The 17622-nt window shown below is 42.7% G+C and carries 19 protein-coding genes; 14 read left to right on the top strand and 5 right to left on the bottom strand.

Translation table 11 applies throughout. The features are described 5' to 3' along the window. Positions 1–23: 23 nt before the first annotated feature. The 7 genes from ACZ449_RS11300 to ACZ449_RS11270 all read left to right on the top strand — a co-directional run bounded on the left by ACZ449_RS11300 (position 24) and on the right by ACZ449_RS11270 (position 6460). Positions 24–2153, top strand: coding sequence for a hydantoinase/oxoprolinase family protein (locus ACZ449_RS11300; protein ID WP_464261108.1), 2130 nt, complete (start codon positions 24–26; stop codon positions 2151–2153). Next, on the top strand, positions 2150–2815 hold the full coding sequence (locus ACZ449_RS11295) for a hypothetical protein (RefSeq protein ID WP_464261107.1): 666 nt from the start codon (positions 2150–2152) through the stop codon (positions 2813–2815). Before ACZ449_RS11300 ends, ACZ449_RS11295 begins: the two co-directional genes overlap by 4 nt. 41 nt (positions 2816–2856) lie before the next feature. Beyond that, a complete protein-coding gene (gene uxuA / locus ACZ449_RS11290) occupies positions 2857–3927 on the top strand; it encodes a mannonate dehydratase (RefSeq protein WP_464261106.1) in 1071 nt (356 codons plus the stop codon). Between the two features lie 51 nt (positions 3928–3978). Further along, positions 3979–4743, top strand: coding sequence for a GntR family transcriptional regulator (locus tag ACZ449_RS11285; protein ID WP_464261105.1), 765 nt, complete (start codon positions 3979–3981; stop codon positions 4741–4743). Positions 4744–4930: 187 nt separating this feature from the next. Then, positions 4931–5548, top strand: coding sequence for a transcriptional repressor LexA (lexA, locus tag ACZ449_RS11280; RefSeq protein WP_464261104.1), 618 nt, complete (start codon positions 4931–4933; stop codon positions 5546–5548). Between the two features lie 53 nt (positions 5549–5601). After that, positions 5602–6153, top strand: a complete 552-nt coding sequence (locus tag ACZ449_RS11275) for a flavoprotein (protein WP_464261103.1) — start codon at positions 5602–5604, stop codon at positions 6151–6153. 97 nt (positions 6154–6250) lie between these two features. Further along, entirely contained in the window at positions 6251–6460 is a 210-nt protein-coding gene (locus ACZ449_RS11270; protein ID WP_464261102.1) for a hypothetical protein, read from the top strand. Positions 6461–6846: 386 nt separating this feature from the next. Here the strand turns inward: ACZ449_RS11270 and ACZ449_RS11265 are convergent, their stop codons facing one another. Next, positions 6847–8208 carry a nickel-dependent hydrogenase large subunit gene (locus ACZ449_RS11265; RefSeq protein WP_464261101.1) on the bottom strand — a complete coding sequence of 454 codons (1362 nt, stop codon included), beginning with the start codon at positions 8206–8208 and terminating at the stop codon, positions 6847–6849. Beyond that, positions 8183–9175, bottom strand: coding sequence for a hydrogenase small subunit (locus ACZ449_RS11260; protein ID WP_464261100.1), 993 nt, complete (start codon positions 9173–9175; stop codon positions 8183–8185). The genes ACZ449_RS11265 and ACZ449_RS11260 overlap by 26 nt, the downstream gene beginning before the upstream one ends. 665 nt (positions 9176–9840) lie before the next feature. Here ACZ449_RS11260 and ACZ449_RS11255 point away from each other — a divergent pair. From ACZ449_RS11255 to ACZ449_RS11225, 7 genes are all read left to right on the top strand, one after another. Further along, positions 9841–10116, top strand: a complete 276-nt coding sequence (locus tag ACZ449_RS11255) for a metal-sensitive transcriptional regulator (RefSeq protein ID WP_464261099.1) — start codon at positions 9841–9843, stop codon at positions 10114–10116. Between the two features lie 47 nt (positions 10117–10163). Next, positions 10164–10796 carry a 4Fe-4S binding protein gene (locus ACZ449_RS11250; RefSeq protein ID WP_464261098.1) on the top strand — a complete coding sequence of 211 codons (633 nt, stop codon included), beginning with the start codon at positions 10164–10166 and terminating at the stop codon, positions 10794–10796. Positions 10797–10881: 85 nt separating this feature from the next. Further along, positions 10882–12006: a 4Fe-4S binding protein gene (locus ACZ449_RS11245; protein ID WP_464261097.1), complete on the top strand. Its 1125-nt coding sequence runs from the start codon at positions 10882–10884 to the stop codon at positions 12004–12006. Positions 12007–12315: 309 nt separating this feature from the next. Then, positions 12316–12909 (top strand): molybdenum cofactor guanylyltransferase, encoded by a 594-nt coding sequence (gene mobA / locus ACZ449_RS11240; RefSeq protein WP_464261096.1) that lies wholly within the window; start codon positions 12316–12318, stop codon positions 12907–12909. Between the two features lie 69 nt (positions 12910–12978). After that, positions 12979–13488, top strand: coding sequence for a nucleoside-triphosphatase (locus ACZ449_RS11235; RefSeq protein WP_464261095.1), 510 nt, complete (start codon positions 12979–12981; stop codon positions 13486–13488). Positions 13489–13499: 11 nt separating this feature from the next. Next, positions 13500–14450, top strand: coding sequence for an MDR/zinc-dependent alcohol dehydrogenase-like family protein (locus ACZ449_RS11230; protein WP_464261094.1), 951 nt, complete (start codon positions 13500–13502; stop codon positions 14448–14450). 366 nt (positions 14451–14816) lie between these two features. Next, positions 14817–16463, top strand: coding sequence for an ArnT family glycosyltransferase (locus ACZ449_RS11225; protein ID WP_464261093.1), 1647 nt, complete (start codon positions 14817–14819; stop codon positions 16461–16463). Between the two features lie 45 nt (positions 16464–16508). Here the strand turns inward: ACZ449_RS11225 and ACZ449_RS11220 are convergent, their stop codons facing one another. From ACZ449_RS11220 to ACZ449_RS11210, 3 genes are read right to left on the bottom strand one after another with little or no spacing between them, the layout of a single operon-like run. Then, a complete protein-coding gene (locus tag ACZ449_RS11220) occupies positions 16509–17147 on the bottom strand; it encodes a hypothetical protein (protein WP_464261092.1) in 639 nt (212 codons plus the stop codon). 22 nt (positions 17148–17169) lie between these two features. Then, entirely contained in the window at positions 17170–17406 is a 237-nt protein-coding gene (locus ACZ449_RS11215; RefSeq protein WP_464261091.1) for a universal stress protein, read from the bottom strand. Then, a complete protein-coding gene (locus ACZ449_RS11210) occupies positions 17339–17614 on the bottom strand; it encodes a universal stress protein (RefSeq protein ID WP_464261090.1) in 276 nt (91 codons plus the stop codon). The genes ACZ449_RS11215 and ACZ449_RS11210 overlap by 68 nt, the downstream gene beginning before the upstream one ends. Positions 17615–17622 lie beyond the last annotated feature (8 nt).

Raw genomic sequence — 17622 nt, 5'->3', positions numbered from 1 at the left:
AAGCATTTCGGAGGATTATATTTATGAGTAACAGAGCAATTCGCATAGGGATTGATGTTGGCGGCACTCACACCAAAGCTGTCGCTATTGATAACAGTACAAACGAAATTGTGGGCAAAGGCTCGGTTATGACTACCCATCACCACGAACGCGGCGTGGCTGCAGGTGTTGTGGAGGCATTTCAGAAATGTCTTGCTGAGAATGACATTAAGCCCGAAGAGGTTATCTTTATCGCACATAGCACCACGCAAGCCACCAATGCCCTTTTGGAGGGAGATGTGGCCCGTGTAGGTGTGATTGGTATGGGCGGCGGTTGGATTGAAGGCTACCTTGCCAAAAGGCAGACTAAGATCAAAGATATCGATCTTGGTACTGGCAAGTTTATCGAAATTGACCATGCCTATTTAAAAGTGAAGGAAATGTCACGGGAAAAGGTTACAGATACCATAAAAGAACTGGTTAGTCAGGGTGATCGCGTAATTGTTGCCAGTAAAGCATTTGGTGTGGATAACATGCAAGAAGAACGCCTTGTGGCTGAGGAAGCAGAAAAACAAGGTATTCCTTGCAGTATGGCGTCAGATATTACCAAATTGTACGGTTTGACGACGCGTACCCGCACTGCCGCTTTGAACGCTTCTATTCTGCCAAAAATGCTGGAAACCGCCAATTCTACAGAAGAGAGCGTACGTGCTACTAACATCAATGTTCCGCTGATGATTATGCGTGGCGACGGCGGTGTTATGGAAATTGGTGAGATGAAAAAGCGTCCGATTCTGACGATGTTATCTGGCCCTGCGGCTAGCGTCATTGGTGCTTTGATGTACCTGCGCGCTTCAAACGGTATTTATTTTGAGGTAGGCGGTACGTCTACCAATATCGGCGTCATCAAGAATGGACGCCCGACTGTCGATTATTCCATCATCGGTGGACACCGCACCTATGTAAATAGCCTTGATGTACGCGTGTTAGGTGTTGCTGGGGGGAGCATGGTACGTGCCAAAAAGGGCGCAGTCGTTGATGTAGGACCACGTTCTGCACATATTGCCGGTGTGGGTTATTCCTGCTTTACGGCTTCTGAGCTGTTTGACGGGGCGACACTGTATCATATAAAACCTCGTGAAAACGATCCGGCCGACTATGTGGTCATCAAGCTGAATAACGGTGAGAGCGTAGCAATCACCAACACCTGTGCGGCAAATGTACTGGGTATTCTGGAAGAAACCGATTACGCACGTGGCAACTACGAATCAAGCTGCAAAGCCATGCAGCTTTTAGCCGACGAAGTGGGCATGTCCATTGAAGAAACCGCCAAAGCCATCCTGACAAAGTCCTGTGAAAAGATTATACCTGTCATCGAAGATTTGATTACTAAATATAAAATTGAACGTGAGCAGATCGTACTTGTTGGTGCCGGAGGCGGCGCAGGTACCCTCTTAACCTTTACGGCCAACATGCTGGATTTCAAATATCAAATTCCTGAAAATGCTGAGGTAATATCTTCGATTGGTGTGGCGCTGGCTATGGTGCGTGAGATGGTGGAAAGAACCATTTCCAGTCCGACAGCAGCCGACATTGCCCAACTGAAAAAAGAGGCTAAGGAACTTGCCATGAATAGCGGTGCGGTGGAAGACAGTATTGAAGTATATGTCGAGATTGATGAACAAGCCCAGAAGGTGACTGCGATTGCCATGGGCTCGACCGAAGTAAAAACCACTGACCTAATGAAAAATTGCAGTGAGGAAGAAGCCATTGATATTGCTGCAGAATCGCTTGGTATTGCTAAGAGTGAAGTGAAACTGGCTGCATCTAACGGCTTTATCTTTGTTACAACAGCCCAAAAGAATGACAAATCACCAGTGCAGGTTATCGATAAAAAAGGCTTTATTAAGATTCAACGTGCTAATGGTTTTGTAGAATGTACCACAATGAAGGATGCAGCCGATATCCTTAAAAGGCTGTGGGACACTACCAGCAATTTCTCCAGGGAAGTGCGCATCAATCCAGATGTGTACGTCATAGCCGGTTCAAGGGTAATGGATTATTCCGGCATTCCCGAGTTTACGCAGGTTTCCGGTCTAATTGAAGCTGAGCTATGCGACCAGGAACCGGAGGATAAACTGATTTTGGTGCTGGCCCGCAATGAGTTGGCATGATACCGGCAAAGTATGACCCGGTGGCACTGCACCGGGGTGTGCAGATGGCGCTGGAGTGCTCTGACGCCGTATGGTACCACAGTACACTCAAAAGTGATCTTTGCGGCTGTAGACTCAGCAGTGAGGAAGAGTCTACAGCCATAGACGGTGCAATGCAAACCGCTGCCAATATGGCGCAGCGTGTTGCGGCACAGTATGGTCAGCTTTCGACGCAGGAGCTTTTAGAGGTAATGAAGATAAAATTTGTGTATACTACCGAAGAATTGCGGGACCCATATCTGTATATGGGGCTTTACGGGCCGGCTATTCGGACAATTACTTTAAATAACAGTACACTTTTGCTTATAAGGCAATTCATTCGGGAAAATGGATTAGAAGTCTTTACTCCCGAAGATGATATTATCAGTATTGCTCTGCTTCATGAAATATTTCACGCTCTGGAGGAGGAGACTCCTGACATTTATACGCGCAGCGACATGCTGGAGCGCAAGTTGCTGGGGATCTTTCCCTATAAGCGCGGGCTGAGCAGTGTATCAGAGGTGGGAGCGGTGCATTTTTCTAAATGCATGGCTGGTGTTTCTTATTCTCCCTGTATATATGAACGTTATTTATTAATGGCATTAAACTTGTTATCAATTGATTTTTTGCCGCCGAGCGTGTAAAATAAAGGTAAATTTCGGCGGCATTGGAAGGAGCAGTATTTATGCAAATGACAATGCGCTGGTTTGGCACCGGTTACGATTCAGTTAGTTTGGCACAAATTCGTCAGGTAGCAGGTGTAACAGGCGTTATTACCACTTTATATGGAACTAAACCCGGAGAACTCTGGAGGACAGAGGCCATTCGCGGCATGAAGGAAGAAGTGGAAAAGGCCGGGCTGACAGTAGCTGGCATTGAGAGCGTTAACATACATGATTCCATAAAGGTTGGTTCGCCTGACCGGGAAGAGTATATCAGCAATTATATTAAAACGCTTGAACGTTTGGGTAAGGCAGATATCCATCTGGTTTGCTACAATTTTATGCCTGTGTTTGACTGGACCAGAACAGATCTTGCTAAGATGCGTTCAGATGGCGCTACCGTATTAGCCTATGATCAGAAAATCATTGATCAAATTAACCCAGATGACATGCTGTCTTCCATGGAGGCAATGTCAAACGGCTTTGTATTGCCGGGCTGGGAGCCAGAACGCATGGCTCGTATCAAAGAGTTATTTGCCATGTATAAGGAAGTAAATGAGGAACAGCTGTTTAAAAACCTCAAGTATTTTCTTGCATGCATCATGCCGACCTGTGACAAATATGGTATTAAAATGGCAATTCATCCGGATGATCCTGCTTGGCCCGTATTTGGGCTGCCTAGAATAATAAGAAATAAAGAAAATATTTTGCGTCTTGTCAGCCTTGTGGATAGTCCTTATAATGGCGTAACACTTTGCACTGGTAGTCTGGGATCTAATCCAGAAAATGATATTCCGGACATTATTCACGCCTTAAAAGGACGTATTCACTTTGCCCATGTACGCAATCTGCGCTACAACGCACCCGGCAATTTTGAAGAGGCGGCACATATTTCTAGCGATGGCTCCTTGGATATGTTTACCATTATGAAGGCGCTTTATGATAGCGGCTTTGACGGACCTATTCGTCCCGACCACGGCCGCGCCATCTGGGGTGAGGTAGCCATGCCCGGCTATGGTCTTTATGACAGAGCACTTGGTGCAAGCTATCTGAATGGTTTGTGGGAGAGTATCCATAAAATGTCCCGCCTATAGTGCCGTATCGCTTTGCGAAAATGCTGTCTCAACCAAAAAGGAGAACTATCATTGCAATACGACGAACAATTGTTGTCCCTTAAAAAACCGATTGTGACTGATGGTGAGGTGTACTCTGTACTGCGCCGCGCTATTGTGGAACTATACTTGCAGCCTGGTGCCATTATGAGCATCAAAGATATTTGCGAGCATTTTCAAATTGGACGTTCACCTGTGAGGGATGCTCTTATGCGGCTGGATCAGGAGGGGCTTGTGACCTTATTGCCACAGCGTGGCACAATGATTTCTCAAATTGATATTTCGCGTGTGGAACAAGAGTGCTTTTTGCGCCTTTCTGTAGAGGAAGAGGTAATGAAACTATTCATGGCTTGCCATACGCCGTCTGATATTACGCTGCTGCACGAGGTTCTGCGTCAGCAGCAGGAGCTTTGCTCCCAAAAGGATGTGGACATCCGTCGTTTTCTCTGGCTGGATGAAGAATTTCATCAAGTATTTTATACTGTGACAGGCAAACTGTTTTGCCTGCAAGCCATTCAAAATGTGGGTGGCCATTACCGGCGAATGAGGCTATTGACCTGCGGTAGTAGTCTGGAGGAAACATTACGCCAGCATAGCGCATTGATTACGGCCTTGCAGGCTAGAGACACTGAATTGATGTGTAACATTTTCCATTTCCATCTAAGAAGATTAGAGCGTGAAGAAATAATTGTGCTTAAAAAATACCCTTATTTGTTTAAGAGTGACGGTAATCACGGATATTCAAGTCCACTATGGGAAGCCGATTATCTGCAGACCTTAAAAACAAACAGGGAGTAAATTTGAGACTGTTGAAAAACTCTAAAGAATAGTATTTGAGGCGGGTTTGAATACTACGTTAATGTTTGTTTGCTTGAACATATTGCAATATGGAACATATATTCTTCGCAAGTATGTTCGATAAAGTTTACAAACTAACGTTCTTTTTTTTGCCCTTTTATGGTACAATATCATTGAGGTGATATGATTGACCGTTAGTTCACTAAGCACAAAGCAAAAACAAATATTAGATTATATAAAAGAAAACCTTCGGGCTAAAGGTTATCCTCCGTCTGTTCGGGAAATAGGTGAAGCCGTTGGATTGAGCAGTAGCTCCACAGTGCATTCACATTTGACTAAATTGGAATCGTTAGGTTATATAAAACGTGATCCTACTAAACCTCGCGCGATTGACGTACTCGATGAAGCACCATGGAGACATAAGACGGTTATCCCGGTTCCGCTCGTTGGCATAGTTACTGCTGGTCAGCCGATACTTGCCATTGAAAACATTGAAGAAACCTATCCGCTGCCTGCTGAATTGATAGGTAGTGAAGATAATGTATTTATGTTAACAGTGAAGGGCGATAGTATGATCAACGCGGGTATCTTAGACGGAGATTACTTGCTTGTTCGGCAGCAGAATAATGCCAGCAATGGAGATATTGTGGTAGCTTTAATCGATAACGAAGAAGCAACTGTAAAACGTTTCTTTAAAGAAGCAAGACGCATTCGGCTACAGCCAGAAAATGATTCAATGGAACCCATATACGCGGAGAATGTGTCGATTGCAGGGAAAGTAATTGGTTTGTTCAGAAGTATGTAGATACCTATAGTTGGTATGATGATAGAATATAAACATCGAAAAGAGTAGATAAAATGCTTAAAGGAAAAAATATCATAGTTGGTGTGACGGGATGCAGTCCGGCCTATAAGGCGGCAGATATTGTAAACAAATTGGTAGCGTTGCACGCCAATGTTGACGTAATTATGACGAATAGTGCCACCAAATTTATTGCACCGTTGACCTTCCGCAACGCATCCGGCAATCCGGTTTCTTTGGATCAATTTGCAGATCCGGTTTCATGGAATACGGGGCACAAAAAGCTTGCGGATAAGGCAGATTTATTGTTAATTGCTCCCGCAACTGCAAATAGTATTGGAAAAGCAGCCAACGGCATAGCGGACGATATGTTGTCTACGACGATCCTGTCAACAGAGGCAGTCACCGTTTTTGCTCCTCACATGAATCCCAAAATGTACAAAAAACCGGTAGTACAAAGAAACATTCAAGCTTTGAGGGAGGATGGGTGTCGGTTTATTCAGCAGGAAAAAACCATGCCCAGTGGTAGAACCTTGTATTGTATGCTTGCGGATATCGATTTTATTATTCAGGAAGTAACTGGGATATTGCTCGCAAAAGTTCAATAATGGTAAGTATCTTAATTTTATGATGAGTGTACTAAAAGTACGGTTTATTAGTAAAATCAAATATAATATCTAACGAAGAAAAGGGAGAAGATTACTTATGACAGAAGACGTAGTAGAAAAATCAGAACAAGCTAATTCAAAGAAGATGGGCTGGGAAGCTTTCATAAAACAGGATGTGCTTAACTTTATGATGACTCACAATCTGCAAGCCATTACAGTTGATGATGGTGCCGGTAAGAAGGGCGTCATTAAACGGACAAGTAAAGGTGACTTTTCAGTACAGATTACTTCCAACGAAATATTGTAGAACAGTGACAATAACCCCATTGGGTGCCGTAACAGGCTGACCCTTTGGGGTGAAATTTATTTGTCGCCAAACCGATCAAAACTCCATATATTATAGTATATTCCATTAAACTACTAATGAGGAGGTATACTTATGGGAGGGAGATTCGGCTGCGGTGGAGGATCTGGTAATTTTAGTTGGATTATAATAATCATTATTATTATTTTGCTGTTCTGCTGCTTTGAAGATGATTGTAGTCCGACCTGTTAAGTAATTTGATTTAAACAAACCACAATGAGACATAAGAACAAACCTTCTGAGGCATCGCTATTAAGTGATGTCTCAGAAAGCTATTGGTTAGGAATGAAAATAAATTTCCCTAAAATTGTATTTAAGGAGCCTATAATTTAATGCGTCGCACATGAAATACAGGGGTCAAATGAACGAATGATGCGTCCAGGTATAATGTATTTCAGTTCAGGTGATGAAATGCTTGTGCCTACCAGAGCTGATTCGACAGGACCCCGGCGGTTATTTGCATCTTTTGGAGAGAAGTTCCAAACAGTTGGTGTAATGATATCATAATACTCGACTTTTTCATCTCTAACTTGAGCGCTATGGAGCAATGGTCCCCGCATGGCGTCTGTTACTGCAATAGCCTGATTCATAACCAGTTCCTTTTTTTGATCGAGTGGTGGTTTACCGGGTTCAATTTCGGTGAGCCACTTTTCTATTAATTTTGCAATTAGTTCTGTTTCTAGTGACCGAGCCACAATGCGATCCATAGTAGATGTACCACCTGAGTAGAAACCATTAAATGTCATACGAGCCAGAGGGCCACCTTCATAATGCCTGCCATTATAAAGCACCGCTTTTGTCCAGGAATAAGCCTCAGGTTTATAGGGGGCAGGATGAACTTCGGAGTTGGTCATGGATTGGGAACGTTCATACCACGCATAAGTGATGTCCTCTTGCAGGAGGTCTAATCTTGGTTTGGAGTAATGATCACTAAGAACGCCGTCTTTCCATAGAAGCTGTTCATTTTTACTCCCAAACCGGAAAAGGCCAAAGGATAGAAAACGTCTTGGCGTTTCTCCGATTGCAAAATAGTCTTCGTAGCAGTGGGCAATCAGTTCAGTATCAGGCATCAGGCAACGGCCAATAAACTTGCGAATGTCCCGAATTAGCGTAAGTGCTTGATTTATTTTATCAACAGTAGGGGCTACTGCTACGCCCCCGTGGACAAAACTGTGTTGATGAGGTACTTTTCCACCGAACAGAGTCAATAACTGGTGGCACTTTTCGGATATTTGCACAGCTTCCATATAATGAGAGGCTATACGGTGGTTATCTTCAGTGTTTAACCGGCAATCGTTACAGTTTTGCTCAAGAAATGGGGGATAATTCGGCATAACAACATAGTCTGGTAGTCCAAAGAAGTAAAAATGTCTGATATGATTTTGGAGGAAATCGGCGGCTAGCATGATATTCCTTAAATACTGGGCCTTCTCTTGAATTTCATTATCATATAGAGCATCTAATAAATAACTTGCAACTGCACCGTGGGCAGTCGAGCATATGCCACAAATGCGTTGCGTTAGATAGACAGCATCGGTAACATGATGTTCACGCATGATATACTCATAACCACGGAACATGGTACAGCTAACATCAGCTTCGTGAATGACATTATCTTCCATAGATAATTCCACAGATAGTAATCCACTCAGACGGGTAACTGGGCTAAATAGGATTTTTTTTGGACTCATTGGAATCTCCTTTCGCTGCCGAACCCGATTTTTCCGCACCCGTCTGGGTGCTTTTATCTTTTTGTGGTAGAGGAACAAAGAAGGGAGTTGAGCCGTCGGGAAAATCCTGATTAGTACAGCCGATACAGGGCGTATTTACTTTAACAGGCCAACTGACATGGTTGGTCCATTGGCGATATGGGCAATCTGCACTAGTTTTCGGTCCGATACAACCTAAAGAAAACATACACTCGATATCGCCTAACTTTTCAGCAAAGTCCTTTTTGTCAAAATAAGAACGTCGTTGGCAATGGCGGTGAATGGTATTGCCGTAAAATAAAGTGGGTCGTCCCAATGCGTCAAGTTCCGGCTTGCCGTACATGAGTAAATGAGCCAGCGTACCCACAAACCAATCGGGGTTCACAGGGCAGCCGCTCACATTTATGATTTCTCTGGTTAATACTTTGTTGACTCCAACCGAGCCGGTCAGGTTAGGTGCGGCAGAGGAGGCACCGCCAAAGCTTGCACAGGTTCCGAGGGCTATAACGTACCCAGCCATCTCCCCGAGAGTGGTAACTGCTTCTAAGGCCGTAATCGCTCTTTTTTTTGTCTGGGCCACTACGTTATAGATGCCATTATCCTTCGTGGGAATGGCACCTTCCACTACAAGGATGAAGTTTCCCTTGTATTTCTTAGCCGAGCTAAACAACAGGTCAAGAGCGTCTTTACCCTGGGCGGCCATGAAAGTATTACTGTATAAGAGGTTAATCATATCGGCAAATACTTGTTGCAAGTAAGGATAGGTCGTATTCATGAAGGCAATATTGTTATCGCCGCTATCATTAGTTTCAAGCCATATTACAGGCAGTTTACCTTTATTTTGATGTAGCATATATTTGCGAGCGGCAGGCAGGATTTTCGCTGACAACTCATGGTTTGCAGTTGTCACATTGTCTCGGCATATTTGGATAAATTCGGCTTTTTCCATATAAACCTCACTTCAAGTTTTTATCAGAATATGCAAAGATAATTTTAGTGATTACTAAAACACCTAGTATTATATAAGAAAATCGATTTCTTAAGATAAAAACACAAATAATAATTGCAATAATCAGAATAATATTATATAATAAAGACAAGAAAAGAAGTAGAGAGTGAAAAAAGGAAGCGCAGAAAAGAGACGCGCAGGGATGGGGGGCGATTTCTACTGAAATGGAACCTTAATGAATCCCACAATTTAATAGAATGTCGCTTAGTGGCTACTTAAGCCGCTGAATAGTACAATGTGCATTTGTACTAAAAAAGGGGAACACAACTTGAAAATGTGTTCCCTTTAAATTTAGAAATAATGGGGTGGATAAAACAATGACTGGTCGGGTGATTTTGTGGTCACCTTGCCAGCCTTTTTTTTGTAGAGGAGGCTTTTGGTGAGCAAGCCCACCAATTAAGAGTCTTATTTAGGGATTGAGAAAACCCATCTTAGGTAAACTATCAGTGAAGTTTATATTTGGGGTATTGTTTTTAAGGAGATAATAGTATATATTAAAAACATATCCCCCTCCATAGGGGGCGGGACAAACAAACGTATTTAAGCATTATGGGGGAAAATAAGCAAAATATATGATGAATTTAATACCAAAAGGAGTATGAGTTATGGCTAATGAGCAGATGAGAAAGAGTGTGCTTCAGCGATTAGGTACAATCAAAGGTCATATTGCCGGTATTGAAAGAATGGTGGAAGAAGACAAGAAATGTGAGGATGTTCTATTCCAGTTGAGTGCTGTAATGGGTGCAATGAATAAACTTAGTGCGCATATCCTTGAAGGCTATACAGAGGCATGTTTGAGTGGAATCAATGTCGATGATGTTGTAGCACGCCGGCGAATTGAAGACTTAACCAAAACAATGATTACCATGTTAAAGAAATGAGATAGTTTAAGTAACACGATACTAAGGGATTTAGAAAGGGTAATAGCATGAAAAGTAATATTCAACAATATTTGTTCTGGATCTTATTGGTTTTCCTAGCTGTAGGCCTTATTTATCCGGTAATTGGTTTACTAGCAATAATATGTATGCTTGCACCAGTTATAATGGCTCCCTATAAAGGACGATATTGGTGTGGAAATTATTGTCCGCGTGGTAGTTTTTACGATAACGTAATTGCAAAAATGTCACCCAAGAAACCTATACCGGCTATTTTTCGTAGTACTGGTTTTCGAGTATGTATGGTTATGTTCATTATGGGTGTTTTTGGTGTACAGATGTATTACGCATGGGGTAATTTACCTGCTATGGGAGCGGTGTTTGTCCGGATTATCCTGATTACAACAATCGTTGGAATTGGGCTAGGGGTAATTTATCATCAACGTACCTGGTGCTCTTTCTGCCCAATGGGTACTATGGCAAGTTGGTTTAGTGCGAAACCCAAGCCTATGCCGTTAAATGTTGCAAGTTCCTGTGTGAATTGTAAACTTTGTACAGCAGCATGCCCGTTGCAATTGTCCCCCTACACTGAAAAAGGAAACACAGCGGGCTTTACTCATAACGATTGTTTGAAATGCAATCGGTGCGTAGAAAAGTGCCCCAAAAAGGCGTTGACTTTTTGAATAACTGAGATGTTCGAGTGACAGTAATAATTAAGGCGTTTTATAATCGTATTATTTAGTGGCTAATGAAAGGAGTGCAGATGGTATGAAACAGTTATTTATCCTAGTGTTGACAGGAATGCTGCTGTTATCGAGCAGTCTGACAGCGCTTGCTGCCAAAGAAGCACCCCAACCTGTTTTGCAGCCGGAATGGACAATGGAGCGGCTGGCACAGGAAAATAATTTGGAGGCAGCGGTTTTACTCAAACAGCTTACCATAGCAGACACGCCTGCAGCCCGTGTGGCCACGCTGCAAGCATTGAATATTTCCAACGAGCAGGCGCACGAGTCTATCCGTAAACTTCTCGTGTTGTCAACAGAGGAAAAGAGTAAGAATTGGAAGCTAATTCTGCTAAAATTTACCCTGTGGTGGATAATTGCCATTGGGGCGATCTTGCTTTTGATGAGGAACTGGGTGACACATAGACGGCGGACATGGCTGATGGCAGGAGCTTTTACCATATTTGGTATCTTATTGGGCAGTGATCCTTCACCCATGGGGACAGTGAAAGATGCTATTGCGCTTTATGGGGCGGAACGAACCATTTTTCCACCCCGGCTAGTCGCCTTTGTGATTTTCACCTTGCTAGTTGTTATTGGAAATAAGCTGATTTGCGGCTGGGGCTGTCAGCTTGGTACGTTGCAGGATTGGTTGTATCAAGTGTCTCCTGTGAAGAAAAAAATCCGGATGCCTTTTGCTGTCACCAATGGCATCCGGATCACAGTATTTGTTGCTTTCATTATGGTTGCCCTTGCGATGCCGTTTGATTTCATCGGGCCGATTGATCCCTTTAAGGTGTTTGATCCATCGCATCTGACAATGGTGAGCGCGGCTTTTATCGCTGTGTTGCTGTTTATATCGCTATTTTTTTACCGCCCCTGGTGTACGTTGGCCTGCCCGTTCGGACTGACAGGCTGGCTGGTGGAACGTGTTTCATGGTTTCACGTTCGCTGGAACCAAGCCAAGTGCATTGATTGTGGTGCTTGCCGCCGCGTTTGCCCTACCGGCCATACCAATCATTTGCTGGACGGTGATAAAACCAAAGCCGACTGCTATTCTTGTGCCGCGTGCCTGAACGCCTGCCCGACCAAGGCATTGCAATATGCTCGGAGGCCGGATGGTGAACCGGTTGTGCCTGGAGCTTCAATTGAGGTGAATAAAGGGGTGTAGGTATTTGAGTGCTTCAAATGACCCTTTAGAAACAGCATCCCTTACTTTAGGGTGCCGGTTCGTGTGGTGTGGAAACTACACAAACCGGCTCTTTTTGCGTAAGCGAATACCACATGCTGGTGGTCCTGACTTGACAGTTATGCTAGAAATATTAGTAGGCGAGCAGGTGAGAACGATATGTATGTCTAAGTCTTATTAATCAACGCTATCTGGTAGGCATTGTTGGGTAAATCTTAAGGACATTTACAGTAGGTGATCTATCTGACGTCTATTCGCATAAGTTCAAAAATGTAAGACAGGGGGAGTATCATGGCAGTGAGCGGTATAATTTTAGCAGGGGGACGCAGTTCACGAATGGGGCGTGATAAAACTTTATTACTTTATGATAATGAAACCCTCATAGAGCGTACTGTGAGAAAACTGCGGAACTTTGTGGATGAAATAATTGTTGCCAGCAACAATACAGCAAAGTATAACTTGCCGGGGATTGTGGAGGTGCCAGACAGTTATCCAGGCATGGGTCCTCTCGGGGGTATGCATGCAGGTCTTATGGCTGCTCAACATCGACATTCCTTTCTAGTATCATGCGACATGCCGTTTTTTACAGAGGAGTTAGCAAGGTATTTGCTTGAACGTAGAGTGGGGTATGACGTAGTAGTTCCAGAAATACGAAATCAGTTGGAACCACTTTGCGCAGTCTATTCCCGTAATTGCATTAACCCTATAGAGCGGTGTTTGCAGGCCAATGTTAGTCAGGTATACAGATTTTACCCTGTTGTAAGAGTACGTAAAATAGTTGAAAGTGATTTATGTTTGGTTGGAGACCTTGAAAAAATGTTTTGCAACCTTAATACACCAGAAGACGTATACTCTCTCAGCGAGAACCACAAACCAGTTAGATAGCATACATAGTATGAGTTAGGGGTATGGTTCGTTGACTCGTTCTTTTTGAAATCAAAAGGGGTCTAATACATGCATATATTTCTTACAGGTGAAATACAAGTCGGGAAAAGCACGGTTATTGCCAAAACTCTTTCCCTATTGAAAATACCCCCCGGGGGGTTTAAAACCTACTACGGTCCGGATAGGGAATTGGCAAACAAACTGCTGTATATGAATTCTGCCCATGAACCAAAGAGTTTCAGGGAAAAAAACGCAGTTGTTCGTTTTTTCGAAGGCATCCCACCTCAGACTTTAATTAAAAAATTTGACACATACGGCGTTGAATTGATCAGGGCTGCCCGAACCAGTTCAAGCCTGATCTTAATGGATGAATGTGGCAGCCTAGAACGTGACGCTCTTACTTTCCAAAAGGAAGTTATTGATACTCTGGATGGCAATATACCAGTTTTAGGCGTTATAAAACTGGCGAGTAAAGGTTGGACTGATCGAATCAGAAATCATCCAAAAGTGAAGGTCATTACCGTTACCAAAGAAAATCGGGATGTTCTGCCCCAAATAGTAGCCCATCAACTTGTGTAGGAGATGCGAAAATGAAGTGTTTATATTTCGATGAGGTAATAACCATTATTGAGAATTATCCCCAGCCTAGAAGAGAAAAAGGTGAGGCTTTAATTAAAGTCCATTATGGAGCTATCTGTAATACAGATAAAGAAATCATTAAAGGTTATAAAGGTTTTCAGGGAATTTTAGGACACGAGTTTGTTGGAGTAGTGGAAGAGGCAGAGGATTCAACTTATCTTGGTAAACGCGTAGTTGGCGAAATTAACCTGGGTTGCGGAGAATGCGAGTGTTGTCATCAAGGCCACAGTAACCACTGTAAAAACCGTAGAGTACTGGGCATTACCAATAAAGATGGAGCCTTTGCCCAGTATATTACTTTGCCGTTAGCAAATCTGCATTTGGTTCCTGATGCTATCTCTGATTTAGAAGCAGTGTTTGCCGAACCGCTGGCTGCTGCGCTGGAAATTACCAACCAATGTCATATCAAGCCAACTAATAAGGTAGCCATTGTGGGAAATGGCAAGCTTGGACAGCTGATAGGACAGGTGCTCAGCCTTACTGGCTGTGATTTAACTATATTAGGAAGAAATGAAAAATCCTTGCTTTTGCTAAAAAACAAGGCGAGGGCCCAGTTGATTTCTGAGGTTGACTATGAGAGTTATTTTGATGTAGTAGTAGATGCTACAGGAAATCAGGCTGGTTTAAGCTATGCGCAAAGAATAGTAAAACCGATGGGAAAAGTGGTGTTAAAAAGTACTTATCACGACCAGGCGTTGTTAAATCCAACCTTATGGGTAGTAAATGAAATCACTTTAGTAGGATCCCGTTGCGGTCCCTTGGATGCTGCTCTCAGATTATTGGAGAAAAAACTGGTTTCTATGGAAGGTTTGATTGGCGGTGTGTATCCATTGGAAGAGTACCAAGCAGCCTTTGCTGAACAAAACTCATTAAAAAGTGTATTTAAAATAATTGACGATTAAGCCTAATTATTATGATTAAGAATTTATATCATTTGCCTAGTGGTAGTCATCCAATAGTGTCGTCTGTTAGAGATATTGATAAACGAAGCCCCTACAATTTACTGAAAAAGTAAATTGTAGGGGCTTTCTTCTAGATGTTGGGACGGGATAGATACTTAGTAAGAGTTGTATGCGAGATAAGCAGGGGATACATAACAATTGAGGTGATTACTTAGCTTTTTCATTTTGTTTTCAGAATCAATTGCTATAATGACTACGAAATGAAGCAATAGTTATATTTATATATGAGATTGTGAGGGGAAATACTATGAAGTATATTTCGACTGTTGTGCCTGTATATAACTAATTAGTTAAGGGGTGATTTTGGTGGCCGTGTCAATATCGATTGCAGGCGTTCGCTCTAGACAGCTTTGCTTAGGATTGTTTTTAGTCTCTTTTGTTTCCTATCTGTTATTTAGCCACCTTGTGCCGATTACAGATCCTGTAGAATCTAATTATGCGCTTACTGCAAAAGAAATGGTGAAAAGTGGAGATTGGCTTTCGCCCCAGATCTATGGTCACGCATGGTTTGACAAACCAGTATTTTTCTATTGGCTTACCGCTCTTGCTTTCAAATTTTTTGGATTTTCCGACTTGGCGGCACGTTTAACGCCAGCTTTGTTTGCCGGATTGGGTGTGGTGTTGATATATTGGTTTCTGAACAAAACATTGAATCAATCAGTAGCATTATTATCGGCTCTTGTTATGGGAACGTCGCTAGAGTATGTGCTTCTTGCAAAATTCGTCATTACTGATATGGTATTGTTTGTATTTAACAGTGCGGCGCTTGTATTTTTTTACCTTGGATATACCAAGGCGGATGGGACAAAACGGTGGTATTATGTTATGTATGCAAGCATGGCTTTGGCCGTTTTAACTAAGGGTCCGGTTGGCCTGCTGTTGCCTGGTCTCGTGATGGTGATATTTATTGCAGTGCAGCGTAAGTGGGCAGAACTTAGAAAAATGTCAATACCGGCAGGTTTGTTCCTGTTTTCGGCGATTGCATTGCCTTGGTATGTTGCCATGTATTATGCTCATGGGGCCGAGTTTATTGATACCTTTTTGGGGGTGCACAATTATCTGCGTGCGACAGTTTCAGAGCATCCAAAAGATAATGTAATTTATTACTATGTTGTAGTATTTTTGCTTAGTATGCTGCCTTGGGCACCTCTAGCACTAAAGGCAATGGTTGCTACTTGTAAAAACCGATCATTGCGAAAATCACCACTATGGTTATTTAGTTTCATCTGGATGGGAGTTTTTTTCTTATTTTACTCGTTTATGGCTACTAAATATCTTACCTATACGTTTCCTATGCTTTTTCCTGTTGCGATGTTAACCGGGAATTATCTAGAGCAACTGCTAATTCAGAATAAAACGAACACAATTATCTATTGGGTAGGTATTCCCATGTTTTTTTCGACACTCGGCTATATTATTGCAGCTCAACGTTATCTTGAAAACCTGTGGCTTGCTGCCATAGGGGGTAGTCTGATGCTGATAGTAGCATTTGTCTGGCCGAAAATAAAACAGCAACGCCCAAAATATGTTTTGGGGTTACTTTGTTTGTGCCAAGTTGCAGTATATGTGATAGTGTCATTTGTTATCTTTCCTGCTATTGCTGATACTAGATCTGAAAAAGATTTTGCGCAAAACCTGCTAAATTATAGTAATCACCGACTAGGATTTTACGAGTTCTATAGTACATCGGCAGTTTATTACAGTGGCAAAACGGCAGTGAAACTTACCTCATCAGAAACAGTGGCATCACCTCAGACTGAGTTAAGTTGGTCAAGCAAATACACGATGCCGACAGAATCGCTAGTAAGTTTCATGACGAATTCTAAAGCAGGTAGCGCAGTGATTGTAGTACCTGAAGAGAAAAGAGAACAGTTTTTGGATGAGATAAAAAACTGTTCTCTTCAACTTTGGAAGACTACTGACAGATTTAGCTATTATCATTTTGGCAATTGACGGATTGATTGTTCTAGGCTTGGGGAGGAGGGATAGAAATGGGCATTAATTTTGCTGTTTTGCAAAACCAACTGTTGCGACGATACTGACCATGCACCAATAGGCGATCAACTCAGCTAGTTCTTCCAGCATCTCGGCGTAAGGTTTTAATGCGATAATCACTTGTTTTTCGAAAATAAAATGTGACGCTATCACTGCGAGGGTGAGCAGGATCAGATCAAGCGCCGGAAGATTCAATTTTGATCCCAGAAGAAACTGATTGAAATTGTGCCAAAGCCCCAATAAGCTGATTAGAGTGACAACGACAATAATCGGATAAACAAATTGCCCATACCAGAGCTGATGTATGGATAGAAAACTGGGACCGTTTGCTCTGATCGCAATTGGATAGAAAACTCTGCCCCAACTCAGCTCACGCCCTATGAGAAGCAACCAAACTGGAATCTGCCATAACCAAAAAGAGCGGATTTGACGATTTTCCTGATTTTTTTTGGCTGCAAAGAAAGATACGAAAGCCCCGATAGCAAGAATTACAACTTGTGTGTTTTCTATCGGTCCATTTTCCCAGCCCCACCAGGGTGGTAAAGTGAGGCCTAGGGGAAAGAGTAAAACTACCAATAAGAGTGATAGCCAAGTAGTGGGAGCTGGGTACCAAGAGAGCTGGCACCGAGATTGGTTTTTCATACTATCATTCCCTTTTAAGAATCTATTTGACAACCAAAACAGGACAATGAGAGTTACGGATGACGTAGGTACTGACGCTGCCCAGAAGTAATCCTGAAAGGGTTCCTAAGCCCCGGCTGCCGATGACGATGATATCATAGCCGTTTTGTTCGGCAAATTCTGTAATGACAATGCGTGGATCGCCAATTTCATTATGTGTATGAACACTGGTGCCTTCTGGAACATGTTTTAAAGCCTCTGCAAGTATTTTTTTTAGCAAAATTTGCGGGATCTGTAGAGATATTTGCCGGAATTGTAGCCCCTTTCACCTGATCATATGAGGGTGTTTGCTGCGATAAAACTGATACATAAAGGATGGCGACTTCGGCATCCAAGGAATGTGCCATTGCGACTGCGTGTGACAAAGCCTTAAGTGAGTTTTTCGAACCGTCAATCGGCACCAAAATTTTTTTATACAGTTTTTCCATAGGTAACA

The organism is Desulfosporomusa polytropa, assembly GCF_055380075.1.
Note: the sequence above shows the minus strand (reverse complement) of the source record. Positions and strands in the feature narration are given on the sequence as shown.